The following is a 26,430-nucleotide window of genomic DNA, read 5'->3' on the forward strand; positions in this document are numbered from 1 at the left end:
TCTTCCTTATTTTTTATATTAGCATTTTAACCATCCCTAATAATACGACCAATATGACGAAACGGATCCTGGCGATTTTTGCCGCATTCCTTTTTCTTTCCGCTACTGCACAGGAAACGGTTACGGCTCCTGCACTGATACCGGAACCGGTTTCCCTGACGGTAAAGCAGGGTGTTTTTGTGTTACCACAGTATGTAACCATCGGTATTCCTGAGAAAGCAGCGCTCGGATCCACTGTTTCGTTGCTGAAGGATAAAATAGCCAACACGGGTGCTACTGTTCAGGAGCAGCGGGGCAGCTCGGGTGCTGTGCTGAACCTGGTACTTAATAAAAGAACAGAGAGCCGGCTGGGCGATGAAGGATATGCTTTATCTGTTACACCGGAGAAAGTAGTCATCAGTGCCAACAAACCTGCCGGCCTGTTTTATGGCGTGCAAACCTTTCTGCAATTATTGCCTCCGGAAATCGAGAGCGTGGAACAGGTTCATGATGTCCGCATCCAGGCACCTGCGGTTGAGATCATCGACTATCCGAAAGTAGGATGGCGGGGATTGATGCTGGATGTGTCACGGCATTTTTTTACAGTAGCGGAAGTAAAAAAGTATATCGACAACATGTCCCGGTTTAAATACAACATGTTTCATTTTCATCTTACAGATGATGAAGGCTGGCGCTTGCAGATAAAGAGCCTGCCCAGGCTGACGGAGGTGGGCGCATGGCGCGTGAATAAGGTAGGGGCATTCAATACCTTTACGCCTCCCACACCCGATGAGCCTAAAACATACGGAGGCTATTACACACATGAGGATATCCGGGACCTGGTGCAATATGCAAAAGAGCGTTTTATAAACATTGTGCCGGAGATCGATGTTCCGGGGCACAGTCTGGCAGCGATCGCTTCCTATCCGGAGCTTTCGTGTACCGAAGGGGCCGACAAATACCAGGTGCGGTCCGGCGAACCCATAATGGACTGGTCGCACGGCGCACCGCCCATAGCGCTGATTGATAATACCCTTTGTCCGGCCAATGAAAAAGTGTATGGGTTTATGGATAAGGTAATGACGGAAGTGGCGCAGCTTTTCCCCTTCCCGTACATTCATGTGGGCGGAGATGAGGCTCCGCATAATTTCTGGGAGAAAAGTGCCCAGGTGCAGGCTTTGATGAAACGGGAAAAATTAAAGACCATCCCGCAGGTACAGGCATACTTTGAAAAGCGTCTTGAAAAGATCGTTAAGTCCAAAGGGAAAAAAATGATGGGCTGGGATGAGATCCTGGAAGGAGGTATTTCTCCCACTGCCGCACTGATGAGCTGGCGCGGAGAGCAGTATGGTATCGAAGCTTCAAAATCGAAACATTATGTGGTAATGAGCCCCACCCAATATGCTTATATCGATTATATGCAGGGCGATGTAAGCACTGAAGTACCTATTTATGCATCGTTGCGCCTGTCGCAGACCTACAAATTCAATCCCATACCTGAAGGAGCCAATGCTAAATACATCCTGGGCGGGCAGGCCAACTTATGGACCGAGAATGTATATACCATGCGCCAGGCGGAATACATGACCTGGCCCCGCGGACTGGCGATCGCAGAATCTGTTTGGTCGCCCCTTGCGAAAAAAGACTGGAAAAAATTTGCTGCCAAGACCGAATCCTTCTTCAAACGGTTTGATGCTGCGGAGATCAAATATTCCCCGGCGATCTATGACCCTGCTGTTACTGTTACCAAAAAGGGCACCGATTATTTTGTAACACTGACCCCGGAAATAGACGGACTGGATCTCTATACCAGCTTTGATAATTCGGCACCGGACCGTTTTTATCCGAAATACAACGAGCCCCTGGAGATCCCCAAAGATGCCCAGCAGCTCCGTATTATAAGCTATAAGGGGAAGCAGGAAGTGGGACGGCAAATGTCGATCAAGGTGGAAGATCTGAAGAAACGCGCAAAATAATATACGTGCAGCTGTTCCGCAACAATGCCGGTAGCATACGACTGGTTCCCGGATGGGGCCGCACCGCATTCCCGCACACCGGGAAAATAAGCGGACCGGTCGTGTTTACGGTACTCGCTTTCTTTATATTACTTTGCGCCTGTTCTCCCGGAAGGGTTACAAAAGCAGATCACCGGAAAGATGTGCTGCTGATCACCAGCTATGGAAACATGCAGCTGCGGCTGAGTGACCAGACACCCCGTCACCGGGATAACTTTATAAAGCTTGTGAAAACAGGTTATTACAAAGGCGTTTTGTTTCATCGTGTGATACGCGGTTTTATGATTCAGTCCGGGGATCCCGACAGCCGGAATGCTCCGGGTGGATTGCCACTGGGCGAGGGCGGTCCGGATTATATGATACCCGCAGAGTTTGATACCACACTTTTCCACAGGAAGGGCGCGCTGGCCGCAGCAAGGGAAGGCGATGATGTAAATCCGGAGAAAGCCAGCAGCGGCAGCCAGTTCTATATTGTACAGGGAAAAGTATGGACCAGCGGCGGACTGGATACACTGGAACAAAAACGGTTAAACGGCAGGAAGATACCGGCACTTTACCGCCAGGTTTACACAACAGCAGGAGGAACCCCGCATCTGGACCAGAATTACACGGTCTTTGGCCAGCTGATCAGGGGGTATGATGTACTGGATAAAATAGCTGCGGTGGCTACCAGCAAAGGAAAGGACAGGGATCGTCCGATCCGGAATGTGAAGATAATCAGGGCTAAAATGGTGAAACGATCACAGCCTTAAGGCCCCGGCGCTGTTCAGGACTGCTCGGTCGGGTTGCCATCATATTCCTCCTCGTTTTCTTCGGCTTCTTTTTTGGTGTTTCTTACAATGCCGTCCTTATGATGAGGCGGTGCATAGATGGTATACATCTTGAGCTCCGTGCTGCCGGTGTTGATCACGTTATGCCGGGAGCCAGCGGGGATCACAACAGCACTGCCATCGCTTACAGTGTACTCGGTGTCGTCGATGAGGCAGCGGCCGGAACCTTCCTCAAAACGGAAGAACTGATCATTTTCCGGATGCACCTCAGCACCGATCTCTTCACCAGGTTGCAGGGTCATCAGCACAAGCTGCAGCTGCCTGCCGGTGTACAAGACTTTTCTGAAGGCGGCATTGGCCCTTGTGTCATTTTCGATATTCGTGTGAAATCCTTTCATATCGCGTGTTTTAGATTAGAGCTCTTCTTCGCGCTCCAGCATTAAAATGGCGCCTTGCGGAACGATAAAATACCTTTCACCTTCGTACATTACCTCTGTGGCACCACTCACAAGAAAAATTGCAAGATCACCTTCGCGTGCCTGGAGGGGTACATACTTCACCTGGTCTTCTTCCGATTTCCAGGGCTCCTCTTCTACAGGGACGGGAATGGCATACCCCGGACCAGCCTTGATAACATATCCCTGCTGCACTTTCTCTTTTTCCTGAACACCGGGTGGCAGGTACAATCCGCTTTCTGTACGTTCATTCCCCTTTATGGGCTGGATGAGCAGGCGGTCGCCTATTACGATTAATTTTCTGAAACGGTTATCAGCGGTTATCCTCATATTGCTACATGAATTGAAGATAAAGATAACCAATAAAATGAAGTAAAAAAAGGGGGATTACAGGTCAACTACTTTTTTACGGGCGCTGTCGTTTGGTGCTGTCCGCAGGGGTGCTGTGGGTAGCGCATTTGCTTTTGCAGCCACAGCGGCACTATCGGTAATTTTATGATACTGCTGTTCGGCTTTTTGTTGTGCTACCGCTTTATTATACTGGTCGGCACTGGCGAACAGGGCATTCATTCCTGCCTTCAGCTGGTCTGTAGTTTTATCCCAGTCGATGTCCTCGTAAGAGCTGCGGAGCATATTGGCATTTTCTTCCCAGTTGATCCGGTCTACCAACGCGCTTAATTTATTCTTCAATGCTTTTTTCTGTTCTTCAGTAACGGTTTCAGCAAGACTGTTCTCCAGCTGCTTCCAGCTGAGTGCTGTCACCAGTTTTTTGAACGCATCGATAGAACGCCGGATCTTTTCCTCCGCCGCATTATCCAATACCGGAATAACGATCGTCGGATGGTCGGCGAACAACATCATTGACGATGGTGCAGGAGCGGCATCAACTTTGGCAGAAGGTGAAGGCGCTGCCGGAGGTGCCGGTGGTTTGATTTTACCATTGGCATCTTCGCAGATCTTCAGGTAAACGATATCGTCACCCTGTTTACTATCCGGTTTTTCGATGGCCGGGATGGGAGTGATCTCATATTTCAGTTGTTCACTGTCGGTCTCCCGAGCTGCGGCAAATACCGGACGTGGAACACCAGGTTCATTGATGGCGGTTGCATAGCTGAAACTTCCGGATGCGGCCTCAGGCAGCGGTGCCGTACGATGGGTAAGACAAACCCCCAGCGAAAGCAGCAGGGCCCCGGCGAGCATGCCGATCTTTTTAAAAGACAGGGCATTTTTAACAGGGGCTCCCATAATTGCCTGTACCCGGTTGCCCAGCTGGCTTTCCTTTCCCAATGCCTGAAGGGCAAAGCCATTTCCGGGCAGCTGGTTTTTGGCCAGCTGCAGCAGGGTGGACGCGTACATGTATTGTCCGTATTCAAAGCGCAATACCCACCGGTCTGCAGACTTTTCCCGGTCGAGCTCCTGGGCCTTTACGAGCAGCCGCGCAAACGGATTGAAATAAAGAAGTGTCAGGATGATCTGTGTGATAAGATTGATCAGGTAATCATTGCGTTTAATATGTGCCAGCTCGTGTAAAATAATCGCTTCCAGCTGCTGGGGCGTGAGCTGGTTTACAATAGCTGCCGGCAGCAGGATCACGGGTTTTAAAAAGCCGATGGTCAGGGGGGAGGCCACCAGCGCCGAAGTAAATAACCGCACTTTTCTTTTGATATTCAGATAGCCCGCAGCATCCAGCATAAAAAGTTTCAGCGCGCCGGGAACCCTTCCGGTATCGCTGTTGCGAAGCTGCCGGAGTTGTAATGAGCTCCGGATAATATTGCGCAGCGGAAAAAGGAACAGCACCAGGTAGAGCATGGCCCCATAATTTAACAGGGGTTGTATCCATTCCCGGTTCAGCATCCATTTTAAAACACTGCTTTCGGATTGGGGAGTACTCAGCGACAGCACAAACGTGATAATGAACAGTACAAACCCGGCCAACAGGCCCGCGAACCGGATCATTCCATTGGTGGCGTCAGAGGAAGGGCGGAGAAAAGTGTACAGGGTTATCAGCAGCCAGATAATTCCCAGCTGCCACACGCTGCTGAACAACGCGTTTCCCAAAGCAGTAAATAAATGGTATAATTCTCCTTGCATGATTTAGTCTTTCTGTTTGAGTTGGTCGATCATCAGCTGGATTTCATTCAATTCTTCAGGTGTCACCTTTCCGTTACCCAGCGCCTGCATCACCAGCTGTGATGAAGAGCCGCCAAACAGGTTGCTCACAAACTTGTTGAGCATATACTGCTGTGTCACTTCTTTATTAACAGCCGCCTTATAGATATGGGTCCGGAAGGAGTCGTTCCGTTTCACCAGGCCTTTCTCATTCATGATCTGCATCAGCTTAAGCGTGGTGGTATACCCCACATCTTTAAAGGTAAGCAGGCTTTCGTGCACTTCCCTTACTGTTGCATTTCCTTTTTCCCAAAGTACCTGCAAAATTTCCAATTCACTTTCCGTAGGCTTTATTGACTTATTCTCAAGCATATAACATCCGATTTACAGGCAATTTACGATTTTTTTCGTATGAAACTCCTCCTCGAATCGATTTTAACAATTTCTTGAACCGCCAGCCGGTTTCTTTTTACAATGGATTTCATTTGTTCCACCGGTATTGGATATCTTTGCGGCGCAATGGCCCGTTTTACCCCCCATAGCTGCCAGGCATGCACCATGCATCAGCACTCCTTTTTTTCCAGACTGAAAGAGGAGGAGCTGACCGACCTGGAAAAGAATAAAACCTGCAGTTTCGCAAAAAAAGGGCAGGTGATCTTTGCCGAAAGTGGTACGCCCCGTGGTTTATTTTGTATCGGCCGGGGCAAGATAAAACTGAGCGCAACCGGGTTGGATGGAAAAGAACAGATCCTCCGGCTTGCAAATACCGGTGATATCATAGGGTACCGCTCACTGCTTTCCAATGACCGTTATCATTGTACCGCCACTGCGCTGGAGGATGTGGAATATTGCTATATTGAAAAAGAGTGTTTTTTACATTTTGTACATTCCAATCCTGATTTTTGCAGCGCCGTATTTCAAAAGATCAGTGCGGACCTGCGAAATGCTGAAGAACTTATTGTTTCAATGTCGCAGAAGAATGTCCGGGAGCGGATGGCTGAAGCACTGCTTTTTCTCAAAGCGACCTATGGACTGGAAAGTGATGGCACCACATTAAACATACAATTATCCCGGACCGAGCTGGCGGACTATGTAGGTACCTCTACCGAAAGTGCGATCCGGATCCTTTCTGAATTCAATCACGATAAACTGATCTGCCTCAGCGGTAAAAAAATAAAACTGCTGAATGAAGAAAAGCTGACCCGTACCGCCAATCTGCAGTTGTAATACCGCGTTGATATGATAAAGATCATTCCTGTGCCTGATGACGCGCATGCCCCGGAAGCGGCCGTGTAGTGACCTTTGCCGGTGAATAAGGAAAACAGCACCGGAAATGATCGAAACAAAAACAACCTGTTATCATTGCGGGGACCCCTGTCCGGATACACAACAAACAATAGAAGACAAGAGCTTCTGCTGCCCGGGCTGTAAAATGGTTTATGAGATATTGAATCAGCACCAGCTGTGTACCTATTATGAGCTGAACCGGCATCCGGGGCAGCCGCAGGCATGTCGTGCGGGAAAGGAGCGGTTTGCATTTTTGGATAAAACAGAAATGATTGAAGCGATGGTCTCTTTTTCGGACGGAAAACAGACCCACCTTACCTTATCCGTGCCTCAGATGCATTGCAGCAGCTGTTTATGGCTGCTGGAAAACCTGCACCAGCTGCAAGATGGGGTGCTGTCTGCACGGGTGAATTTTCCGGCAAAAGAAGTATCCGTGGTATTTGATCCATCACAGGTTTCCCTGAGGCAGATCGTGGAAACGCTTACCGATATCGGCTATGAACCCTACCTCTCGCCGGAAGGCAGCAGCAGGCCGCAGCGACAGCCGTCCGGTCGTATCATGCAAATGAGCATCGCCGGATTTTGTTTTGCCAATATCATGATGCTGAGTCTCCCCGAGTATTTTTCAGTAGCAGGATTCCTCCACGATCAGGTAGGAACAGCGTTCCGGTATATCGGATTGCTGCTGGCACTTCCCGTGTTCTTTTATAGTGCACGTGAGTTTTTTGTCAATGCCTGGCAAGGCATCCGGAACAGGCGTCTGACGATCGATACTTCTATTGTCCTGGCCATCCTGCTCACATTTTTACGAAGTTTATACAACCTGTTTTTCCTGAATGGCAACACCTATTTCGATAGCATGAGCGGGATCGTTTTCTTTATGCTTATTGGCCGGTGGGCACAGGATAAGAGTCAGCAGTTCCTGGTGTTTGACAGGGATTACCGTTCCTTTTTTCCGGTTGCAGTGAACGTAAAACACGCGGATGGTATGGACTCCGTACTGATCAGCGCGCTGAAGGAAAAAGATATTATTGAGGTCTATGACCAGGAGATCATACCGGCGGATTCCCTTCTCATAAAAGGAAAGGCCCTGATCGATTACAGTTTTGTAACGGGTGAGAGCCTGCCCCGGCCTGTTGACCCGGGGGCGCTTATTTATGCGGGGGGAAAACAGATCGGGGAGCGCCTGGAACTTATGGTAATGAAAAGGTCGGACCAGGGCTATCTTACCCATCTCTGGAACCGGGATGAAACAGAAGAACGGGAGGGGGAGCACCGTTTTTTATACAGGGCGGCCAATGGATTTACATTATGCGTGCTGCTGCTTACCCTGGCCGGAGCGCTGTTCTGGCTGCTGAAGGGCGAAACCGTATTGATGTGGAATACGCTTACAACAACACTGATCGTGGCCTGTCCCTGTGCCCTGCTGCTGGCGGCCACATTTACCAACGGCAATGTGATCCGTATCCTGAAACGGTCAGGATTGTTCCTGAAGAATGCTGCCGTTATCGATAAGATGGCGGCAGTAGACCATGTGGTACTGGACAAGACGGGAACCATCACCCTGAATAAGAACTTTAAGGTGATTTACCAGGGCAGCAGTCTGAATGCCGGTGAAAAACTGCTGATGGCTTCGCTGCTGAAACACTCAACACACCCGCTGAGCAGGGCAGTTCTTGCTGAAACAGATGTGGAGGGATCCATTGCTGTGGACAGCTTTAAGAATCTGCCGGGGCTGGGGATCGAAGGATGGCTGGATGATCATCATGTAAAGATCGGCAGTTACCTGTTTGTTGGTGCAGCGGGAACACAAACGGGTACGGAAAATGCGCGTGTATATATAAAGATCGATCATAGCATCCCCGGATTTTATGAGCTGGAGAACAGGTACAGGAGCGGGTTCCGGTCATTTGCAAAACGGATCCAGAAGGATAAGCTCCTGTCCGTCCTCAGCGGTGACAACAATGCAAGCTATCACCGCCTGCGGGAAATAACAGGACCTTCGGCCGTATTGTGTTTCGATCAGTCGCCGGAGGACAAATACCGGTATATAAAAATGCTGCAGGAAGAACGGCAGCAAAAAGTACTGATGGCCGGAGACGGATTAAACGACGGTGCTGCACTCCGCCGGGCAGATATGGGCATAGCGGTGATGGAAGGCGGAAACAGCTTTACCCCGGCCTCCGATGCCATCATCCGGGCACCGGCGCTTACACAGCTGGATGCCCTGCTCCGGTTTGCCGCTAAAGCGGGAATGGTGATCCGGATCAGTTTTATGTATTCCGTTATCTATAATGTCATCGGGCTGTTCTTTGCCCTTCAGGGAAAGCTGACACCCGTAGTGGCCGCCATTCTTATGCCGGCAAGCTCTGTAAGTATCATCCTGCTCACATTTTTTATGACGGAATGGTATGGACGAAAACTAAAACGGCAGGATACTGATTAATATCATGTAATGACCTGCGCCGGATCAACGTTCACCAGCACCGTTGATCAGATCTTTACAGCGTTAATGAACATTCTTATTATCACAGCGGTCATCAGTCTTTTTATAGCGGCCCTTTTCCTGGTCGCGCTGATCTGGAGTATAAAGGACGGACAGTTTGATGATGCGTATGCGCCACCCAACCGGATCTTGTTCGACGAAAAAAACAATCAACATAATAAATAACCAAAATGTATGGAAGTTCAGAAGTTTAGTTATGATAACCGGATCCCCCGGTTGTTTGCCGTCGCAACGATCAGCTGGGGGGTGATCGGAATGCTGATGGGCGTACTGGCTGCATTTCAGCTAGCTTTCCCGGTGATGAATTTTAATATGGAGTATACGACATTCGGAAGAGTGCGGCCGGTACATACCAATGCGGTGATTTTCGCTTTTGTGGGGAACGCTATTTTTACTGCTGTGTATTATTCCATGCCGCGGTTGCTGAAAACGCCCATGTGGAGCAACGCGCTCAGCCGCATCCATTTCTGGGGATGGCAGCTGATCATTGTGGCAGCGGCGGTATCACTGCTGATGGGATACACCACCAGTAAGGAATATGCGGAGCTGGAGTGGCAGCTGGATATTGCCATTACGGTGATCTGGGTGATGTTCGGGATCAATATGATGGGTACCATTCTTACACGCCGGGAGCGCCATTTGTATGTGGCTATCTGGTTCTACCTGGCATCCTGGGTTACGGTAGCGATGCTGCATATCGTTAATTCATTTGAGCTGCCCGTTTCGTTTTTTAAAAGTTATTCCTGGTATGCGGGGGTACAGGATGCCCTGGTGCAGTGGTGGTACGGGCATAATGCCGTTGCCTTTTTTCTGACCACTCCGTTTCTGGGCATGATGTATTATTTTCTTCCCAAAGCTGCTAACCGCCCGATTTATTCCTACCGGCTGAGCATTATCCATTTCTGGAGCCTGATCTTTATTTATATCTGGGCCGGCCCGCACCATTTATTGTATACGGCCCTTCCGGAATGGGCACAGTCATTGGGTACGGCGCTTTCTTTGATGCTGCTCCTGCCCAGCTGGGGAGGAATGCTGAACGGTTTGTTTACGCTGAGAGGCGCCTGGGATAAAGTGCGGGAAGACCCGGTGCTGAAATTTATGGTAGTGGCGGTGATCTGTTACGGGATGGCCACGTTTGAAGGACCCATGCTTTCCCTGAAGAATGTAAATGCGATCTCCCATTACAGCGACTGGACGGTAGCACATGTACACATCGGTGCCCTGGGCTGGAACGGCTTCCTGACATTCGGGATGATGTACTGGCTGATCCCGAAACTGTTCAATACAAAACTTTACTCCACCCGGCTGGCCGGTACGCATTTCCTGATCGGAACTTTTGGCATCGTTCTGTATGCCATACCCATGTACTGGGCTGCTTTCAGAACTTATTTTATGATGACCGCCTTTACCCCGGAAGGGCAGCTGCAGTACCAGTTTATCGATGTGGTGCAATCAATGGTGCCTTTCTATGCATTACGGGCGATCGGAGGATCGGTATACCTGATCGGTGTATTGCTGATGGTGTATAACCTCATTAAAACGGCCAGACAGGGGCGCTTTGTAAAAAGCGAGGAAACCAGCGCTCCTCCGCTCACCAAACGGTATAGGGCACCCGCTGCCGCACACTGGCATTCCCGGATCGAACGGAAACCGGTAATGCTGCTCGTGCTGAGTTTTATCGTGGTGGCCATCGGCGGATTAATAGAAATGGTGCCCACCTTCCTCGTTAAGGAAAATGTGCCGACGATCTCCAGCGTAAAACCCTACACACCACTGGAATTGCAGGGACGGGATGTCTATATCCAGGAAGGGTGTAACAACTGTCATACACAGATGATCCGGCCGTTCCGGTACGAAGTGGCCCGGTACGGAGAATATTCAAAAGCCGGAGAATCGGTTTATGATCATCCACATCTATGGGGCAGTAAGCGCACCGGACCAGACCTGGCACGGGTAGGCGGAAAATATCCCGACAGCTGGCATTTCAATCATATGCTGGAGCCGGCTTCCATGGCTCCCGGATCCGTGATGCCTCCCTATCCCTGGCTGTTTGAGAAGCCGATCGATATTGGTACTACCAACTCAAAGATCCATGCGATGCGCAAACTGGGTGTTCCTTACCCGGAAGGGTATGAGGCTAACGCAGTAAATGACCTGAAGCAACAGGCTGCCGAGATCACCGCCCGGCTGAAAAAAGAAAAGATCAGTATCGGCAGCGATAAACAGGTTGTGGCACTGATCGCTTACCTGCAGCGGTTGGGAAAAGATATTAAAGGAGAACAAAAAACCGAATAATTTTTTGCTATGAAGTTTATCAACTACCTGGAAAAAATAAGCGGGGTAAGCATTTATCCCGTTGTATCGCTGATACTGTTTACCTCGATGTTTGTAATAGTGGTGCTGTATGCAATGAAGACCAGCAAGGAACGCATCAGTGAAATGGAAAAGTTACCCCTGGATGAAAATTAATAACGCCGCAATGAAAGAGATAAAACAGATCAAAAAAAAGATGGCCCTCGTTATACCGGGTGCCGGGAGCTCCCTTTTAGCAGGTGCCCGGGAACAGGCGGCACAAACACCACGCCTGGTGCTGGATGTAAATACGGTACTGATCGTAGTGATCGTTTTTTTACTGCTGATCATCGGTATGTTGGGTTTTACATTACGGGCGTCCATGGATGTATATAAAGAACGGAAAAAGGAAAAGGAACGCACCGGGAATAATTTAAAGTCGCTGCTTTTACTGCTGGCGGTGCTGGGTGGCATGCGGGCCTTTGCACAGGAAGATGCAATGCCTGCGATCCCGCATCCTTTTACAGAGGCTCACATCCTGCGTTATATCCTGCTGGGGGTGACCGGGCTGGAGCTGCTGGTGATCTTTGCATTTATCTACTGGATCCGGTTTTTTACGGGCATTGAGGAGTTGCGGCGGAACAGGACGGCAGTGCGTAAGGAGAAACATAAGGGACTGCGTACCTGGTGGAGCCGGGCGAATAAATTTAAGCCGGTTGAAGAAGAGGCGCAGCTGGATGTGGGCCACAGCTATGATGGCATCCGGGAGCTGGACAATGCAACCCCTCCGTGGTTTACCATCGCCTTTCTCGCATCGATTGTATTCGGTATCGGTTACCTGTGGCGGTATCATGTGCTTCATGCAGCACCCAACCAGTATCAGGAATATGAGATCGCCGTAACAAAGGGCAATCTGAAAGTAGCGGCCTACCTTAAATCAAAAGGCGATGCCGTAAATGAAAACAATGTGGTAATGGCCGATGCGGCCGGTATCGAGGCGGGGAAACAGCTGTTTGTAAATAATTGCACGGCCTGTCATGGCACCGCCGGCCAGGGGGGCGTTGGGCCCAACCTTACCGATGATTACTGGTTGCACGGAGGTGCTATCGGTGATGTATTTAAGACCATTAAACTGGGGGTGGTGGAAAAGGGGATGATGAGCTGGAAGGATGTTTTTTCCGCCACACAGATAGCGGAGATCGCCAGTTATATAAAGTCGATCCATGGCACCAATCCGGCCGGGGCCAAAGAACCGCAGGGCGAATTATATAAAGAAGTGCCGGCAACAGCAGACAGTTCGGCGGTAAAGCAACCGCCTGTCGCAGCTGATGCCCAACAGTAACAGATCATGTAAAACAACGAAGATGGAAACAGGTATTGTTGGTCCGCAGAAAGTGAGTAATGATTTCCGGGACCGGCACAGCAATGTAAATGAAAAGGGAAAGCGCAACTGGGTATATGCGCTTCAGCCGGAAGGGCGCCTGTACCGCTGCCGGAAATGGTTGTCTGCGGCTTACCTGGTTTTGTTTTTTGCCCTGCCCTTTATTAAACTGAATGGCATGCCGGCAGTGGAACTGAATTTCCCCGAGGCGCGTTTTATCCTGTTTGGGAAAATATTCTGGCCGGATGATTTTTTCATATTTGCCGTGGCTATGATCCTGGCCATTGTCTTTATTGCGTTGTTCACGGTGATATACGGACGCGTTTTCTGTGGCTGGGTCTGTCCGCAAACCGTATTTATGGAATTCGTTTTCCGCAGGATCGAATGGTGGATCGAGGGCTCACCATCGCAGCAGCGGAAACGGAATGCAGCGCCTCTGGGCCGTGCGGTAGTTTTCAGGAAGGCCGTCAAGCACAGTATCTTTTTGCTGGTATCATTCCTTATTGCACATACCTTTCTTTCCTATATCATTGGTGTGGAAAAAGTGTGGCAGCTGGTAAACGCCCCGGTTACAGAAAACCTTCCGCTCTTTGCCGGCCTTCTCTTCTTTACCGGTCTCTTTTATTTTGTTTTTGCATTTGTACGGGATATCGTTTGTACCACGGTTTGCCCTTACGGGCGGCTTCAGGGGGTATTGTTTGACAAAGACACCATGCAGGTATCCTATGATTATAATCGCGGAGAGCCCAGGGGGAAACTCAATAAAAAAGCAGCGGCCTCCGGCGGGGACTGTGTCGACTGTAAATTATGTGTGCATGTTTGCCCCACGGGTATTGATATCCGCAACGGGGTGCAAATGGAATGTGTGGGGTGTACGGCCTGCATCGATGCCTGCAACTCGGTAATGCTGAAGATCGGCCGGCAGGAAGGACTGATCCGCATGGCTTCGGAGCACCAGATCTCAAAAAAGCGTCCGTTCCGGTTCAACAGTAGGATGCGGTTCTATACTGCCGCATTGCTGGTGCTGACGGTGATCATGGCAATACTGGTCTTTTCCAGGAAGCCGATCGACACTTCCATCTCAAGGGTGAAAGGGCAATTGTATCAGGAGGTAGGAACGGATTCCTTGTCGAATCTTTTTCAGGCTAAGCTGATCAACAAAACACGGAAGGAGGTGTCCTTCCTGTTTAAAGTGGAAGGCGGAATGCCCGGAAGCGTGCGGATGGTGGATGTGCAGCACCCGTTTTTAAAACCGGAAAGCCTGACCCACAGCACTTTTTTTATTACCCTTCCGGCAGCAGCGGTCAAGGCGCGGTCAACCACGATTCTTATCGGAGTGTACGTAAACGGGAAAAGGATCAGTACTATAAAATCGAAATTTTTAGGACCTTTTATTTAACACATTATGAATTGGGGATACAGAATTATTATCGCGCTCGTACTTTTTCTTGCAGGCATGATCTTCATGGTGCAGCTGGCCATGCGGCAGACCAACGAAACCATTGATGCGGACTATTACAATAAGGAATTAAAATATCAGCAGGTGATCGACGGCAAAAAGCGCCTGGCGGCGTTGCAGGGGCAGGTACAGATCAGGGATTCTTCGGGAGGTATCTGGATTTATTTCCCCGAAGATGCGGTGCGGAAGCTGGATTCGGGGAAGATCGAGTTTTTACGGCTTTCCGGAAGTGCGGCAGATCGCAGCATTGTAATGGAACAGGGAGGAAAGCAACTGTATACTTTGCCCCGGACCCTGTTTGTGCCGGGATGGTATAAGGTACGGATGGCCTGGGAAGACAATGGGAATGCTTATTATCACGAACAATCTTTTAAAATACCATAAAGATGTGGGAAGCGCTACTTGCGGGGTGGGGCATCGGGATGGCCGGTAGTTTGCACTGCGTGGGCATGTGCGGACCATTGGCGCTGTCGCTGCCATTACAGGGCGGTACGCGTGCAGCCCGGTTACTTTCTATCCTGTTTTATAACCTGGGAAGAACAGTGACTTATTTTACCATGGGACTGGTGCTGGGCTGGGCGGGCCGCCGGCTGCTGTTTACGGGCTATCAGCAATTCTTTTCCATTGCGCTGGGAGTGCTGCTGTTAGTGCTGCTCCTTTGCAGCCGTTATCTGCCGCAGGTTACATTTTTCAGCGGAGTGCAGTTGTATATAAAACAGACGCTCGCCCGTTTCCTGATGCGTAAAAATCATACTGCAATGTTTTTGGTGATCGGTATGCTGAACGGACTGTTGCCTTGCGGGCTGGTATACATGGCTGTTACCACTGCCTTACTCTCCGGGGGGCCGGTACAGGCGGGGTTGCTGATGACGGCCTTCGGACTGGGGACCCTTCCTTTGATGGCGTTACTGATGCTTACCGGGCATCGGCTTTCCCTTCCCCTTAGAAGCCGTCTGAAAAAAGCGGTTCCTTTTTTTATTGCCGGGGTGGCCATCCTTATGGTATTGCGCGGTCTGAACCTGGGTGTCCCCTACATAAGCCCTGCATTTTCCGGAGAAACAGCAGGACTCGAAATAATGGAATGTCACCCGGCGAGATAGCCGTCAATGCTTTTGGGAAGTACTGTCGCCGACCATTTTTTCGAGTTCGCCGGCGAGCTTTTCGATCAGGCGTGCGGTGGATGTGGCGAGGCTTTCAATGTAGGGCTGGCTGGTCTTTGCCAGCTTGTCTGCTTTATTCTCTACAATGACCCTGATCTTTCCTGCCGCTTTTTCTGCTGCCGCGGCGGCTTTTGCCAGACTTTCTTCCAGCTCCTGCTGTGTCTTACTGCTGTCTGCAACAGCATTTGTTGCGCCAACCCTGTTTTTTTGTGCAGCAGAATCTGTCTGGGCCTGTAAAGCACCCGTGAAAAGAATACCTGTTGTCAGCAACAGGAGTACAAGATATTTTGAATATTTTTTCATGATACGGATTTCCTGAACAGGATAGACCCGAAAATAAAGGCAGAAGTTGCCTCCGGAAAATGAAAAAAAGGGGCGGGGTAAAAAGGGGGGTTACTATCTTTTTGAATACTAATCCAATAGCCGGATCAGGGCACCCAGTTCCGTATACCGGATTTTTTCATCAGTATTGTTAAAACATTCCCTGAAATCCATCAGTATCCTTTTGATCACTTCGCGGTTCGACTGGGGCCGCAACAATTCCGGGCCGCTTTCCACGGAGATCTTTGTGAGGTAGTGCTGAAGGTCTGTATGTGTAAAAACCTGTCCCAGAGAAGGCTCTATAAAAAAATCAACATCATGATTCCCCGTGGCATCGCCCAGGCCGGGTTTACAATACCCCAGCACAAACTGATGGGGGATCCGCATAAGGCGCACCGGTATGTCCAGCATTTCAACAAGTAACAGATAAAGCGAGCCGATGCCTGTCTGGTTGCCTTTTTTTGATTCCAGCACCTGCGGAAGCAGGTATTCGTTGGGACGGTCTGTATTGTTGGTATTGCCTTTAATGCCGATATAGTTATAGATGATGCTGTTAATGATATGCACCTGTTCCAGGGGCGTGAGGTAGTTGTTAATCTCCAGCCAGATGTTTCTGCGAAGCCGCTCCACATGGTGCAGCACTTTGGCGGCCTGCAATTCAGGATACAGGAATTTGGCGATCAGCAGCAATGCCGGCATCAGTTCATGATGGCCCGCTTCATCCCACTGTCTGAAGTCTGCCTCCAATCCTGAAAAGTACAGGCGGTGTATCAGTAATTCGATACGTTCCTGCACCTCCTTGTCTTCCGTTGTTTCCCAGAGATGTTCCAGGTTGGGGATCATCGGAAGCCCATAGGTGATGATGCGATTGCTGACCGCTTCGTAAATCTCGTTGTCAGGATCGTCAATCAGATTGAGCAATGCATTGACTTCTTTTCTATCATCCATTCGCTCAAAGATAATTACCTGTTTGCTTCAGGACAAAAAATTAAATCCACACCGGTGAATAACATGAAGCAGTAATCATGGGGCAATAAGCAGCAGGAAACATATGTTTCTGAAACAGTTTTTAAATTCCGGTAAAATGTTTAGTTTGCCACAAAAATGCCTCTGGATGGAGCAACGTAAAAAAGCAGTGCCGGTATCTTTTATTTTAAGGGCGATCGCATGGGTCCTGCTGAGTTTTTCATTTCCGCTCTTTGAGGACTTTTATAAAAAGCATGCATACCTGCAGCAACTGGCTTATGGTTTGAACACGTTTCTTACTGCCAGTGTGATCATTTCCATCGGACGTTTTACTATCGTTTCCTTTTACAACCGGCGTCATGCCTCGCAGAAAGTACGCGGCAATTTTGTTTTGGGTATCAATCGTCTGGCGGCAATATTGAATGCCATATTTGCGGTGATCGCATTGCTGATCGCGTTTGGCATCAATCCCCTGGAGTTTATTACCAGTATGACGATCGTGGCGATGGCGATCGCTGTTATTTTCAGGGAATACATCACCAATATGATCAGCGGACTGATCGTTATGTTCTCGGAGCAGTATTCCATCGGTGATCACATCCGCATTGGCGAGCATTCGGGCAAGATCATCGACATTACTTTTGCGAACATCGTCGTACTGAATGATGAAGAAGACATTGTACTGGTGCCCAATAATCTGGTGATTACTGCTACGGTGATTAATAAATCGGCACAGTTATCCAATAAGATCACTGTACGTTTTGAACTGCCGCTTGCTGAACGAATGAATGTGGAGGTATTGAGCAGCCGGCTTGCCCCATCGCTGAAAGAGATACAGGACCTGAGTCCCGGTGGCGAAGTTGTGATCCGGATCGCCGAAGTAGGAAAGGATTTTGTGAAATATAAGATCGATCTTTATGCGATTGATTCGAGTAACCGGCGTCATAAACGAATCGAAAGTGCCGTGCTGGATGCAGTGCTCAGACTGAATGACAGCGAATCGTTCCGTGCCTGAACCATCGGCGGAAGCCAACTTGAATCCCTCTTGTATTATTGAGAATTAAATAAAATGAAACGCTTATATCTTTTCCTGTTCTTATGGCTCGCTGCTTTTGCGGTGCGGGCACAGCAACGTCCCAATATCATTTTTGTATTGGCAGATGATCTCGGATATTCCGATCTGGGTTGTTACGGCAACCCGGTGATACAAACGCCGTTCCTGGATAAAATGGCCGCGGGTGGCTTGCTGGCTACCAATTATGTTGTTACCAGCCCGTCCTGTACCCCTTCACGTGCATCACTGCTGACGGGTCGCTATGCTTCGCGGTACAACCTTCCGGATCCCATCGCACCGGGATCCCGCCTGGGGTTGCCTGCAGATGAGGTGACCCTTGCCGAGATGCTTAAAAAGGCAGGGTACAACACGGGAATGGTAGGCAAGTGGCATCTCGGGGATCAGAAGGATTACAATAAGCCCAATGGCCAGGGATTTGATTCATTCTACGGGATCCTTTACAGTCATGATTACCGGGCGCCATATGTAAAAACGGATACCGTGATTAAATTATTCAGGAACACCCGGTCCGAACTGGAGCGCCCTGCGGATTCACTGCTGACAGGCCTGTACACAAAGGAAGCCATTCATTTTATAGAACAGCAGCAGCAGGGAAGGCCCTTCTTTTTATACCTGGCACATAACCTGCCGCATTTGCCGGTTGCCTTTGCGGCGGCGTCCGCTTCGCTAAAGGATAAGACGGGTGGCCCGCTTGGAAAAGTAATAGCGGAGGTGGATGAAGGACTGGCGGCTGTTTGGAAGACGCTGGAAAAAATGAATATGGCAGACAATACCATCTTTATTTTCTCAAGTGACAACGGGCCCTGGAGCGAATACCCCGCACGGATGGAAAAAGACGGGGTGACCCGTCGTTCCCATGCCGGCGCAGCCGGGATCTTCAGAGGCTCCAAAGCCCAATCGTATGAAGGCGGCGCGCGTGTTCCGTTTATCGTCTACTGGAAGAACAGGATCCCCGCCGGCTACCGGCTGCAGGATGCAATCAGCAATGTAGATGTACTGCCGACACTTGCCCGGTGGACGGGCGCTGCATTGCCGGAGGGCCGGGAGCTGGATGGCCAGGACATCAGCGGGCTGTTGCAGGAACAAACAGCTTCAGGACATTTTGAACATCGCCCGATATTTATTGTGAACCATGGTAGACCGGAAGCCGTGAAGCAGGGGCGTTGGAAGTACCGGGAAGCCCCGTCCTGGGAACATCCGGTTACCGGTCAAACCATTCCGGCGGTAAAGGAATTGTTCGACCTGGAAGAAGACCCCTCCGAGCGGGTGAATCTTATTGAAGTGCAGCAGGAAAAGGCTGCCGCGCTGAAAAAGATCTTCGACAGTTTTGCGGCCTATCCGGGAAACGGGAAATAGAAGCGGTCCTTGCCGTTTATGGAATGGAAATGGCCGGGAACAAAATAAATCTTATCTTCCGGTCTTGTTGAGCCGTGTGAATCGCTATTGGGTGGTGCCGGTTGTAAAAAAGCATTATTAAATCATAAATCAGTTTTATGCGTAAACGTTTTCTTGTTTTTGGAGTGAATTGTTTGCTGGCTGCGGCCTCCGTTTATGGCAGTCCGGTTTCCGGGAAACCATTATCCGCTGTGCAGGCCCATGTGGCAGATGCGAAAGACCTGATCGGCCGGTGGGATATTACGGTAGACGTAGACGGAAAACCTTCGCCGTCCTGGCTGGAAGTAAAACTTTCCGGCACCAGAACGCTGGTAGGGTATTTTGTCGGGATAACAGGAAGTGCCCGTCCGGTGGCCAAGGTTAATTTTGATAATGGTAAATTCAGCTTTACGATCCCGCCGCAATGGGAAGAGGGGGATCAGGATTTTGTGATCGAGGGAACATTGAATAACGGAGGGATCGAAGGCACAGTGGTTACCAGTGAAGGAAAAAAATACAACTGGAAAGGGGTAAAGGCGCCGCTTTTGAAAAGAACCGCAGCACCGGTTTGGGGTAAATCCATTAACCTGTTCAACGGAAAGGATCTGACCGGCTGGAAAGCTGTGGGAGCAGAGAATCAGTGGATAGTAAAGAGTGGTGTGCTGACGAGTCCGCATTCCGGTGCCAATCTGATCTCCGATCAGAAATTCACTGATTTCAAACTGCATGTGGAATTCCGCTATCATAAAGGCAGCAACAGTGGTGTTTACCTGAGAGGCCGCTATGAAACCCAGATAGAAGACAGTCCAAAAGACGCACATCCGTCCAGCGTGCTGTTCAGCGGGATCTACGGATTTTTAACGCCAAGCGAGATCAATGCAAAGGGGCCTGATCAATGGCAGAGCTATGATGTAACACTGATCGGAAGAATGGTTACAGTAGTAGTGAATGGTAAAACAGTGATCAGCAACCAGGAGATACCCGGCATAACCGGAGGAGCACTGGACAGTGATGAAGGTGCACCCGGACCTATTTATATCCAGGGCGATCACGGACCCATCGAGTTCAGGAAGATCGTGATCACTCCTGCGAATTAAACCTGTTATTTTTAAAAAAAAATTGCAAAGGGCCTTTAAAAGGGCCCTTTATTATTGTTCTGTATAGCATTGGCAGCAGCACCGGGCATTTCCCCCCGCTTGTTCTTTTGCGGCAATGCTTGGCCTGTTGCGCGGTGATACCAGTCGGGTGTAAGCTGCGCCGGTTCCGTGTCACCGGTTTCTTTCTGCCATTGTTTTAATTTATTCCGTAAGGAATCAATTTCCCGTTGGTATGCGGGGTTGCCGATCTCATTCTTTATCTGGAGCGGATCCCCTGCCATTACAAAGAACTCCTCCCGGGGACGTGGCTTTTGTAAGGCATCCTGCTGGAGCAGGGTCAGCTTGTCTGAATGTTGTTTAAGGGAGTAGGCGGAGGGGCTTTGATTGGCATCAATAGGACCGCCATTGTCGAACTGCGGGCGGGCGTTGTAGATGTAAAGAAAATCCTTCGTCCGTACCGACCGCTCATAGGCTTCATAGTCGTGCCAGTTGTGCTCACCGAAGATATAGCTCCTGAACGGACTTCCGGGCTGTTTGAGCAAGGGCAGGAAACTCGTTCCCTGTATGGAGGGCGCCGGTTGGATACCTGCAATCTCGAGCAGGGTGGGTGCAATGTCAATGCTGCTGATAAGGGCATCGCTGACGGCCCCCCGTTGAGCGTGGCCCGGCCAGTAAAGAAGGAAAGGCTCCTTTAGTCCCCTGTCCTGTAACCGGGTTTTGCTGCCCGGGAAAGGACGGCCGTTATCGGCGGTAAAAATGATGATGGTATTCTGTGCCAGTCCTTCCCGTTCCAGCGTTGCCCGGAGCTTGCCCAGGTACGCATCGATCCTTCCGATCTCATTATAGTAGGAAGCAAGGTCGCGGCGGGTGGCGCTGTCATCAATAAGTGTGGGTGGTACCCGGATGTCTTTCCGGGGATCATGGGTTATGGTAAATTCGGAGTCCGGCGACCATTCGCGGTGGGCATCAAAGGTGGCCAGCCAAAGGAAGAAGGGTTTGCCGGTCGACTTACAGGTGCTGATCATCTTCAGCCATTGTTGTTCGCCGCCGGAACCGTTGCGGCGTGCACCGCTGATAACACTGTCGTATGCGCGTGCGGTAGCGGGGCCTTCATGCCATTTGCCCAGCAGGGCCGTGTAGTATCCTGCGCTGCGCAATTGCTCCGGAAAATAGGTCAGGCCAGCCGGGAGTGGTGTATGCAATTCTGCCGCGCCTGTATTATGCGGGTATCTTCCGGTCAGGATGCTGGTCCGGCTGGGGCTGCAGGAGCTGGCGGTTACAAAGAAATTGTCAAAGCGCATACCATCGGCTGCCATCCGGTCGAGGTTCGGTGTCCTGATCTGTTTGTTGCCATAGCTTCCCAGGTCATCCCAGTTGATATCATCGCCGATGATAAAAATAATGTTGGGCGGTTGCAAAGCTGCCGGTTGTTGTGCCCCGATCCCTGTTTGAATAAAGAGGAGCGTTATTGATAAAAAGAAGACGTGCAGGGTGTGGATGTTCATGTGAAAGGCATTTCTTTATACCGGAATCTGAAACAGCTGCAGCATCTCTTCCCAGTTTTATTAATCCACTTTCATCTTTACATCCACCTTCTTTTTCCGTTTGCTGGTCTTCCATTTTGGTCCTTTCTTAATGATGGAGATGGCTTTTTGCGCTGTAGCTTCATCCGGTGCTTTTATGACCGTGAATTTTTCGGGTAACCCGTTTTCCACCGTGAACCGGAGGTGCAGGTCTTTTGTGGCATTGCTTCTGTTTACACCCATTTCCGTGTTCAGGTTGCTGTAAAAACTGTCCCATCCGCCCTGTGGATAAGGCGACTCCTTGTAGGGAAGGGTATCTACTTTATAACTGCTTACCGTACCGGTAAGCGCCTTTTTCTTCCGGGTACCGTAACCCACCACCACTACATCATTCACATGGTCGCCGGAAGGGCTGAGCTGTATACCGGCTACTTTACCAGCGAGCAGTTGCGTTATTTTTTTCTCGTACCCGACGGCTGCAAATTCTGCAGAACCTACAGAGTCCTTCGCCGGTAAGCGGAAGCTGCCATCGACATTAGAGAGTGTGGAGTAGTTGGCGGGTGTAGTGATGGTTACTCCCTGGATGGGAGCACCACTGGAATCAACCACTTTCCCGATAAAGTAGTTTTCAGTAGTGCGGGTCATCAAAAAGCCGTTGGCTTCTGGCGCAGCTTGTGTGGCAGGGAGGGTGGTTACACCCCGGATCATCAGCCGCTGTTTTTCTGTTTTTGGCCCGGGCATAACCTCTGCAGCCACTGGTGCAGCCGCAATTACAGTCTGCTGCTGGTCGCGGGCATCAGCGGTGACGGAAGAATCCAGGGCCAGTGTCATTTGTTCAGCAGGTACCTGTGGCTCCGCAACAACAGGAGCCGGAACACGGGCCGTGCCGGTCCTTACTTCTTTTTTATTCAGTACGGCGATATCCCTGTTATCCGGCGATAAAGAGGTGGGGGCAGTATCCCCGGCAGGCGGTACTGATTGGGTAGTAACGGAAGGCTGGGGTGTAAAGGCCACGGGGGCGAGCCCTTCCTGTTTACCCGGTTTCATAAAGAGCCAGGCGCTTACCGCCATTACGCCAATCACGGCTGCTGCCGCAAGTCCTCTCCACCATTTCGTGGCTGCCGGACGCAGCGGAACTACCGGAGCAGTTGCAGCAGGAGTGTTCTGTTGCCCGCTGACAAGGCTGCGGATCTCATTTAAATGTGTTGCTGCTACAGCCGGTCTTACATTGCGGTAACCGTCCAGCGCATCCGCAAGCATCGGGTCACTGAGCGCCGCTTTTTCCATCTCATGCATTTCCGCAGCGGACATGCTTCCGCTGTGATAACGCTGAATGTCTTCAACTGTATACTGATATGTAGGATCAGTTAGCATTTTTGTCCATACAATTTTTTAAATTTCTCCGGCCATTCTGGATAAGGCTGCGCACTTTGTTCCATTCCAGCCCGGTACTTTCCGCTATTTCATTGTAGCACCTGTTCTCATAGTAGAACAGCCGGATGGTCTTTTCCTGTTCATCCGGCAGTGCTTCCATACACTTTTCAAGCTTTTTGAAGGCTTCTTCTTTTTCGATGATATCATCCAGATGCGAAAAATCGCCCGATTGCACAACCTGGGTATCCAAATTTACCGTTATATTTTTTTTGGCAGCCCGGAGAATCATCAGGCAATGATTTTTGGCCAGTACATACACCCAGCTTTTAAAGTTCTGTACCTCATGGCGGGGCAGCTTTTCCCGCAGTTCATGATAGATATTCATCACTGCATCCCGCGCATTTTCAGCATCTTCCAGGTATTTCAGGCACACTCCATACAGCAGATCGCTGTATCTCAGGTATAAACGCGCCAGCGCTTCCTGGTCGTCGTTCCGCTTGAACTGATCCAGGAGCTCCGCATCGCTTATTTCAGCGGCAGCAGGTATGCCAACGATTTTACTCAACAGGTTCTATGATAAAGAATGACATCGTTTTATACCTGCAAGATAGATTTTTTTTGTACGTTTTCCGGCCAGATTTAGCTGTTAGGACGAGACTTCTTATTTTTAACAGGACTGTCAGCCGGAAGGGGTGAGGTGGGATTATTTTTATATGCTGAAAATGAGTTGTTTATGCCCTTTTTTCCTTTTTGGCAAAACTTTGGCATAATATTTACAAACAATTATACAGATGGCAACCGGTTGAAGGATTCCAACAGTTTAGCGTAGTTCTGATCTGATTATTATACCGACCATTTGTGATCTATCCTATAAAATTTTAAGAGTGCTCCTTTTCAGGGAGCGCTCTTGTTTTATAGGTATGATTGTTTTTTATTTGCAGGATGAAAATCTTAAGTCGCTCCCAATGGCTGGCCTTAATAGCTGCAATTGTGTTAACGATCGCCTGTTTTATGCCCTGGTCGCAGATTCCCTCCATGGGGCTTACATTGTCAGGAGTGGATACCACTGGTACCCGTTATGGCAAACCTGCCTATAATCATTTTATTGTAACCGGTGCGGTCCTGGTGCTTACATTTATCGCGCGTTTGTGGGCAAAGCGGCTGAATCTCTTGTTTGGTGTGCTGAACCTGGCCTGGGCGATCCGGAATTTTATTCTTTTTGGCCGCTGTGAGGCAGGCGACTGCCCGGAGCGGCAGCTGGGACTCTACCTTGTTTTGCTGGCTTCGATCATACTGATGCTTACCATCCTGTTTCCAAAAATGGAACTAAAGGAAGAAAACGCGGAAACCGATTCCTGAATTCAGATGAGCGCACCTATCCAGTAGGCACCGGCAGCGGCCAGGATACCGGCACCGGCGGTAAGAATAACCCCTCCCCATACAGGACGGCCGAATAACCGGTATTTTATAAAGCCGGCAATGATCAGCAGACCAGCCGGGACCAAGAAAAAGCTGTAGTGCGGAAGCACAAACCTGTTTGCGTTTGCCAGTACCAGTATACCACCTGCAATATATCCTGTAAAAATGGTGGCTGCATAGCCAAAGGGACGCAACGGCTCTACAGGCGCGGCATTTTGCTTCCAGTCGCTTTTCCATTCATCACTTTCCCGTTGCGCATCTTTTATGAGGTCTTCCTTTATATGGTCGGCCACATCCAGACCCCGGTACACGTTTAAAATGCGTTTATCATGCGTATGCGATAATTCTTCCCGCCGCGTAAAAAAACCGCCCACCGCCAGTAAGGTTGCTGTAAGGAGCGCGGCATACCCTGTATAATTCCAGACAAGATCAGCGGGTTTTCCCAGGCCGGAAAGAAAACAGAAGATGGTAAGCGGAATGATCATACCATCTATAAGCCCGATCAAAAAAGCGGAAAAATAAGTTGCTGCTGTTTTATTCATTCAGGCAATTTAATGAATTGCTGATAATACCGATACATTCGTCCAGTTGTTCCTTTGTGATGCAGAGCGGCGGGGCGAAACGGATCTTATCTCCATGTGTTGGTTTGGCCAGGAGGCCTTTCTCCTTCATGTCGAGGCAAAGTTTCCAGGCGGCATCGGGGTCTTTTGAAATGATCTCGATCGCGTTCAGCAAGCCTTTCCCACGCACCGTTCGGATCAGCGGGGAAGCTGTTTTAAGAAGGGCTTCGCGGAAATAAGCGCCCAGTTCCAGCGCATTTGCTGCCATGTCTTCATCAATGAGTACCTGCAGCGAAGCGATGGCCGTTACTGCTGCCAGCGGGTTCCCGCCATAAGTAGAGCCATGCTCCCCGGGTTTGATGGTAAGCATGATCTCATCATCGGCCAGCACGGCGCTTACGGGCATCATGCCCCCGCTGAGGGCCTTACCCAGCAGCACGATGTCGGGTCTCACATTTTCGGCATCGCAGGCCAGCAGATGACCGGTCCTGCAAAGCCCTGTCTGGATCTCATCGGCAATGAACAATACGTGAGCCGCTTCACAAAGCTGCTTGGCAGCAGCAAGGTATCCTTCATCCGGAACAATAACACCGGCTTCGCCCTGTATGGGTTCTACCAGGAAGCCCGCAATATTTTTCTGCTTCAATGCTTCTTTCAAAGCTGAAAGATCATTGTACGGGATCCTTAAGAAACCACCGGTGAACGGACCAAAATTTTTGGTAGACGACGGATCGCTGCTGAAGGAGATCACCGTAGTGGTTCTGCCATGAAAGTTCTGCTCGCATACAATGATGACCGCCTCATTTTCAGGAATACCTTTTACTTCATAAGCCCATTTCCTGCAAAGTTTGATGCCGGTTTCCACAGCTTCTACACCGGTATTCATGGGGAGTACCTTGTCGTATCCCAATAAATTGGTGATGTATTGTTCAAAATCACCCAGCTTGTCATTATAGAATGCACGGCTGGTGAGCGTAAGGCGCTGCGCCTGCTCTGTAAAGGCAGCAACGATGCGCGGATGGCAATGTCCCTGGTTTACGGCCGAGTAGCCGCTTAAGAAATCATAATACCTCTTTCCTTCAACATCCCATACAAAAACACCCTCCCCTTTTGATAGTACCACGGGAAGCGGATGATAATTGTGGGCACCATAAGCTTCTTCAAGCTCCATAAAATAGCTGGCTGTATTTTGGGCAATTGCAGACATAGACAGAAAATTAAAAAGTAAGAAATGAAAAGTGAAACGTAAGAGTGGTAAGATTAAAGTTATATCCGGGATAGGCCTGTTCAGGCACGACAGAAATGTCA

General features: G+C 49.8%; 26 protein-coding genes. 15 read left to right on the plus strand and 11 right to left on the minus strand.

The genetic code is table 11. The annotated features are described in order from the left end of the window. Positions 1–53 precede the first annotated feature (53 nt). Together K7B07_RS19230 and K7B07_RS19235 are read left to right on the plus strand one after the other, a co-directional pair. Positions 54–1,955, plus strand: a complete 1,902-nt coding sequence (locus K7B07_RS19230; protein ID WP_223712157.1) for a beta-N-acetylhexosaminidase — start codon at positions 54–56, stop codon at positions 1,953–1,955. Between the two features lie 5 nt (positions 1,956–1,960). After that, positions 1,961–2,746, plus strand: coding sequence for a peptidylprolyl isomerase (locus K7B07_RS19235; protein ID WP_223712158.1), 786 nt, complete (start codon positions 1,961–1,963; stop codon positions 2,744–2,746). A 14-nt stretch (positions 2,747–2,760) separates the two neighbouring features. Here the strand turns inward: K7B07_RS19235 and K7B07_RS19240 are convergent, their stop codons facing one another. From K7B07_RS19240 to K7B07_RS19255, 4 genes are read right to left on the minus strand one after another with little or no spacing between them, the layout of a single operon-like run. Next, entirely contained in the window at positions 2,761–3,162 is a 402-nt protein-coding gene (locus K7B07_RS19240) for a cupin domain-containing protein (protein ID WP_223712159.1), read from the minus strand. A gap of 15 nt (positions 3,163–3,177) precedes the next feature. After that, entirely contained in the window at positions 3,178–3,549 is a 372-nt protein-coding gene (locus tag K7B07_RS19245) for a co-chaperone GroES (protein WP_223712160.1), read from the minus strand. A gap of 57 nt (positions 3,550–3,606) precedes the next feature. Then, positions 3,607–5,310 (minus strand): M56 family metallopeptidase, encoded by a 1,704-nt coding sequence (locus K7B07_RS19250; RefSeq protein WP_223712161.1) that lies wholly within the window; start codon positions 5,308–5,310, stop codon positions 3,607–3,609. Positions 5,311–5,313: 3 nt separating this feature from the next. Beyond that, the gene (locus K7B07_RS19255) at positions 5,314–5,700 is read right to left on the minus strand and encodes a BlaI/MecI/CopY family transcriptional regulator (protein ID WP_223712162.1); all 387 of its coding nucleotides are present in this window, start codon (positions 5,698–5,700) and stop codon (positions 5,314–5,316) included. Between the two features lie 102 nt (positions 5,701–5,802). Between K7B07_RS19255 and K7B07_RS19260 the strand changes: the two genes are divergently transcribed. The 9 genes from K7B07_RS19260 (at position 5,803) to K7B07_RS19300 (ending at position 15,353) form a co-directional block, all read left to right on the plus strand. Continuing rightward, positions 5,803–6,555: a Crp/Fnr family transcriptional regulator gene (locus K7B07_RS19260; RefSeq protein ID WP_223712163.1), complete on the plus strand. Its 753-nt coding sequence runs from the start codon at positions 5,803–5,805 to the stop codon at positions 6,553–6,555. Positions 6,556–6,661: 106 nt separating this feature from the next. Beyond that, on the plus strand, positions 6,662–9,061 hold the full coding sequence (locus tag K7B07_RS19265; protein WP_223712164.1) for a heavy metal translocating P-type ATPase: 2,400 nt from the start codon (positions 6,662–6,664) through the stop codon (positions 9,059–9,061). A 9-nt stretch (positions 9,062–9,070) separates the two neighbouring features. Beyond that, positions 9,071–9,286, plus strand: coding sequence for a cbb3-type cytochrome oxidase assembly protein CcoS (gene ccoS, locus K7B07_RS19270; RefSeq protein WP_223712165.1), 216 nt, complete (start codon positions 9,071–9,073; stop codon positions 9,284–9,286). 9 nt (positions 9,287–9,295) lie between these two features. After that, positions 9,296–11,416, plus strand: a complete 2,121-nt coding sequence (ccoN, locus tag K7B07_RS19275; RefSeq protein WP_223712166.1) for a cytochrome-c oxidase, cbb3-type subunit I — start codon at positions 9,296–9,298, stop codon at positions 11,414–11,416. Positions 11,417–11,425: 9 nt separating this feature from the next. Further along, positions 11,426–11,590 carry a CcoQ/FixQ family Cbb3-type cytochrome c oxidase assembly chaperone gene (locus K7B07_RS19280; RefSeq protein ID WP_223712167.1) on the plus strand — a complete coding sequence of 55 codons (165 nt, stop codon included), beginning with the start codon at positions 11,426–11,428 and terminating at the stop codon, positions 11,588–11,590. Between the two features lie 10 nt (positions 11,591–11,600). Beyond that, the gene (locus tag K7B07_RS19285; protein WP_223712168.1) at positions 11,601–12,755 is read left to right on the plus strand and encodes a cbb3-type cytochrome c oxidase N-terminal domain-containing protein; all 1,155 of its coding nucleotides are present in this window, start codon (positions 11,601–11,603) and stop codon (positions 12,753–12,755) included. A 22-nt stretch (positions 12,756–12,777) separates the two neighbouring features. After that, a complete protein-coding gene (gene ccoG, locus K7B07_RS19290) occupies positions 12,778–14,193 on the plus strand; it encodes a cytochrome c oxidase accessory protein CcoG (RefSeq protein ID WP_223712169.1) in 1,416 nt (471 codons plus the stop codon). Between the two features lie 6 nt (positions 14,194–14,199). Further along, positions 14,200–14,637: a FixH family protein gene (locus K7B07_RS19295; protein WP_223712170.1), complete on the plus strand. Its 438-nt coding sequence runs from the start codon at positions 14,200–14,202 to the stop codon at positions 14,635–14,637. A gap of 2 nt (positions 14,638–14,639) precedes the next feature. Continuing rightward, a complete protein-coding gene (locus K7B07_RS19300; protein WP_223712171.1) occupies positions 14,640–15,353 on the plus strand; it encodes a sulfite exporter TauE/SafE family protein in 714 nt (237 codons plus the stop codon). 3 nt (positions 15,354–15,356) lie between these two features. Here K7B07_RS19300 and K7B07_RS19305 read toward each other — a convergent pair whose 3' ends face one another. Together K7B07_RS19305 and K7B07_RS19310 are read right to left on the minus strand one after the other, a co-directional pair. Continuing rightward, complete coding sequence (locus K7B07_RS19305; protein WP_223712172.1) at positions 15,357–15,716, minus strand: hypothetical protein; 360 nt, start codon at positions 15,714–15,716, stop codon at positions 15,357–15,359. 108 nt (positions 15,717–15,824) lie between these two features. Further along, positions 15,825–16,682: a transglutaminase-like domain-containing protein gene (locus K7B07_RS19310; protein ID WP_223712173.1), complete on the minus strand. Its 858-nt coding sequence runs from the start codon at positions 16,680–16,682 to the stop codon at positions 15,825–15,827. 166 nt (positions 16,683–16,848) lie between these two features. On the opposite strand from K7B07_RS19310, the gene K7B07_RS19315 reads away from it, so the two are divergent. From K7B07_RS19315 to K7B07_RS19325, 3 genes are all read left to right on the plus strand, one after another. Further along, positions 16,849–17,715, plus strand: coding sequence for a mechanosensitive ion channel family protein (locus K7B07_RS19315; RefSeq protein ID WP_223712174.1), 867 nt, complete (start codon positions 16,849–16,851; stop codon positions 17,713–17,715). Positions 17,716–17,769: 54 nt separating this feature from the next. Beyond that, a complete protein-coding gene (locus K7B07_RS19320) occupies positions 17,770–19,131 on the plus strand; it encodes a sulfatase-like hydrolase/transferase (RefSeq protein ID WP_223712175.1) in 1,362 nt (453 codons plus the stop codon). 137 nt (positions 19,132–19,268) lie between these two features. Beyond that, positions 19,269–20,246, plus strand: coding sequence for a 3-keto-disaccharide hydrolase (locus K7B07_RS19325; protein ID WP_223712176.1), 978 nt, complete (start codon positions 19,269–19,271; stop codon positions 20,244–20,246). Between the two features lie 35 nt (positions 20,247–20,281). Here the strand turns inward: K7B07_RS19325 and K7B07_RS19330 are convergent, their stop codons facing one another. The 3 genes from K7B07_RS19330 to K7B07_RS19340 are packed head-to-tail and all read right to left on the minus strand — an operon-like array spanning position 20,282 to position 23,708. Further along, the gene (locus tag K7B07_RS19330) at positions 20,282–21,751 is read right to left on the minus strand and encodes a sulfatase family protein (RefSeq protein WP_223712177.1); all 1,470 of its coding nucleotides are present in this window, start codon (positions 21,749–21,751) and stop codon (positions 20,282–20,284) included. Between the two features lie 60 nt (positions 21,752–21,811). After that, positions 21,812–23,143 carry an anti-sigma factor family protein gene (locus K7B07_RS19335; RefSeq protein WP_223712178.1) on the minus strand — a complete coding sequence of 444 codons (1,332 nt, stop codon included), beginning with the start codon at positions 23,141–23,143 and terminating at the stop codon, positions 21,812–21,814. Then, complete coding sequence (locus tag K7B07_RS19340; protein ID WP_223712179.1) at positions 23,133–23,708, minus strand: RNA polymerase sigma factor; 576 nt, start codon at positions 23,706–23,708, stop codon at positions 23,133–23,135. Before K7B07_RS19340 ends, K7B07_RS19335 begins: the two co-directional genes overlap by 11 nt. A 377-nt stretch (positions 23,709–24,085) precedes the next feature. Here K7B07_RS19340 and K7B07_RS19345 point away from each other — a divergent pair, with 377 nt between their 5' ends. Continuing rightward, complete coding sequence (locus K7B07_RS19345) at positions 24,086–24,502, plus strand: hypothetical protein (protein WP_223712180.1); 417 nt, start codon at positions 24,086–24,088, stop codon at positions 24,500–24,502. A 2-nt stretch (positions 24,503–24,504) separates the two neighbouring features. On the opposite strand, the gene K7B07_RS19350 is transcribed toward K7B07_RS19345, so the two are convergent. Both K7B07_RS19350 and rocD read right to left on the minus strand, forming a co-directional pair. Next, positions 24,505–25,104, minus strand: a complete 600-nt coding sequence (locus K7B07_RS19350) for a VIT1/CCC1 transporter family protein (protein ID WP_223712181.1) — start codon at positions 25,102–25,104, stop codon at positions 24,505–24,507. Further along, positions 25,097–26,329, minus strand: coding sequence for an ornithine--oxo-acid transaminase (gene rocD, locus K7B07_RS19355; protein WP_223712182.1), 1,233 nt, complete (start codon positions 26,327–26,329; stop codon positions 25,097–25,099). The genes K7B07_RS19350 and rocD overlap by 8 nt, the downstream gene beginning before the upstream one ends. Between the last annotated feature and the right edge of the window lie 101 nt (positions 26,330–26,430).

It is taken from the genome of Niabella beijingensis (assembly GCF_020034665.1).
Taxonomy (GTDB): Bacteria; Bacteroidota; Bacteroidia; order Chitinophagales; family Chitinophagaceae; genus Niabella; species Niabella beijingensis.

Bases quoted from the DNA above. Each gene is read 5' to 3' on its own strand.
- K7B07_RS19230 (WP_223712157.1), top strand. From the start codon at position 54: ATGACGAAACGGATCCTGGCGATTTTTGCCGCATTCCTTTTTCTTTCC.
- K7B07_RS19295 (WP_223712170.1), top strand. From the start codon at position 14,200: ATGAATTGGGGATACAGAATTATTATCGCGCTCGTACTTTTTCTTGCA.
- K7B07_RS19320 (WP_223712175.1), top strand. From the start codon at position 17,770: ATGAAACGCTTATATCTTTTCCTGTTCTTATGGCTCGCTGCTTTTGCG.
- K7B07_RS19285 (WP_223712168.1), top strand. From the start codon at position 11,601: ATGAAAGAGATAAAACAGATCAAAAAAAAGATGGCCCTCGTTATACCG.
- K7B07_RS19335 (WP_223712178.1), bottom strand. From the start codon at position 23,143: ATGCTAACTGATCCTACATATCAGTATACAGTTGAAGACATTCAGCGT.
- K7B07_RS19240 (WP_223712159.1), bottom strand. From the start codon at position 3,162: ATGAAAGGATTTCACACGAATATCGAAAATGACACAAGGGCCAATGCC.
- K7B07_RS19310 (WP_223712173.1), bottom strand. From the start codon at position 16,682: ATGGATGATAGAAAAGAAGTCAATGCATTGCTCAATCTGATTGACGAT.
- K7B07_RS19345 (WP_223712180.1), top strand. From the start codon at position 24,086: ATGAAAATCTTAAGTCGCTCCCAATGGCTGGCCTTAATAGCTGCAATT.
- ccoS (WP_223712165.1), top strand. From the start codon at position 9,071: ATGACCTGCGCCGGATCAACGTTCACCAGCACCGTTGATCAGATCTTT.
- ccoG (WP_223712169.1), top strand. From the start codon at position 12,778: ATGGAAACAGGTATTGTTGGTCCGCAGAAAGTGAGTAATGATTTCCGG.
- ccoN (WP_223712166.1), top strand. From the start codon at position 9,296: ATGGAAGTTCAGAAGTTTAGTTATGATAACCGGATCCCCCGGTTGTTT.
- K7B07_RS19255 (WP_223712162.1), bottom strand. From the start codon at position 5,700: ATGCTTGAGAATAAGTCAATAAAGCCTACGGAAAGTGAATTGGAAATT.
- K7B07_RS19305 (WP_223712172.1), bottom strand. From the start codon at position 15,716: ATGAAAAAATATTCAAAATATCTTGTACTCCTGTTGCTGACAACAGGT.
- K7B07_RS19250 (WP_223712161.1), bottom strand. From the start codon at position 5,310: ATGCAAGGAGAATTATACCATTTATTTACTGCTTTGGGAAACGCGTTG.
- K7B07_RS19325 (WP_223712176.1), top strand. From the start codon at position 19,269: ATGCGTAAACGTTTTCTTGTTTTTGGAGTGAATTGTTTGCTGGCTGCG.
- K7B07_RS19330 (WP_223712177.1), bottom strand. From the start codon at position 21,751: ATGAACATCCACACCCTGCACGTCTTCTTTTTATCAATAACGCTCCTC.
- K7B07_RS19350 (WP_223712181.1), bottom strand. From the start codon at position 25,104: ATGAATAAAACAGCAGCAACTTATTTTTCCGCTTTTTTGATCGGGCTT.
- K7B07_RS19315 (WP_223712174.1), top strand. From the start codon at position 16,849: ATGGAGCAACGTAAAAAAGCAGTGCCGGTATCTTTTATTTTAAGGGCG.
- K7B07_RS19260 (WP_223712163.1), top strand. From the start codon at position 5,803: ATGGATTTCATTTGTTCCACCGGTATTGGATATCTTTGCGGCGCAATG.
- K7B07_RS19300 (WP_223712171.1), top strand. From the start codon at position 14,640: ATGTGGGAAGCGCTACTTGCGGGGTGGGGCATCGGGATGGCCGGTAGT.
- K7B07_RS19280 (WP_223712167.1), top strand. From the start codon at position 11,426: ATGAAGTTTATCAACTACCTGGAAAAAATAAGCGGGGTAAGCATTTAT.
- K7B07_RS19245 (WP_223712160.1), bottom strand. From the start codon at position 3,549: ATGAGGATAACCGCTGATAACCGTTTCAGAAAATTAATCGTAATAGGC.
- K7B07_RS19265 (WP_223712164.1), top strand. From the start codon at position 6,662: ATGATCGAAACAAAAACAACCTGTTATCATTGCGGGGACCCCTGTCCG.
- rocD (WP_223712182.1), bottom strand. From the start codon at position 26,329: ATGTCTGCAATTGCCCAAAATACAGCCAGCTATTTTATGGAGCTTGAA.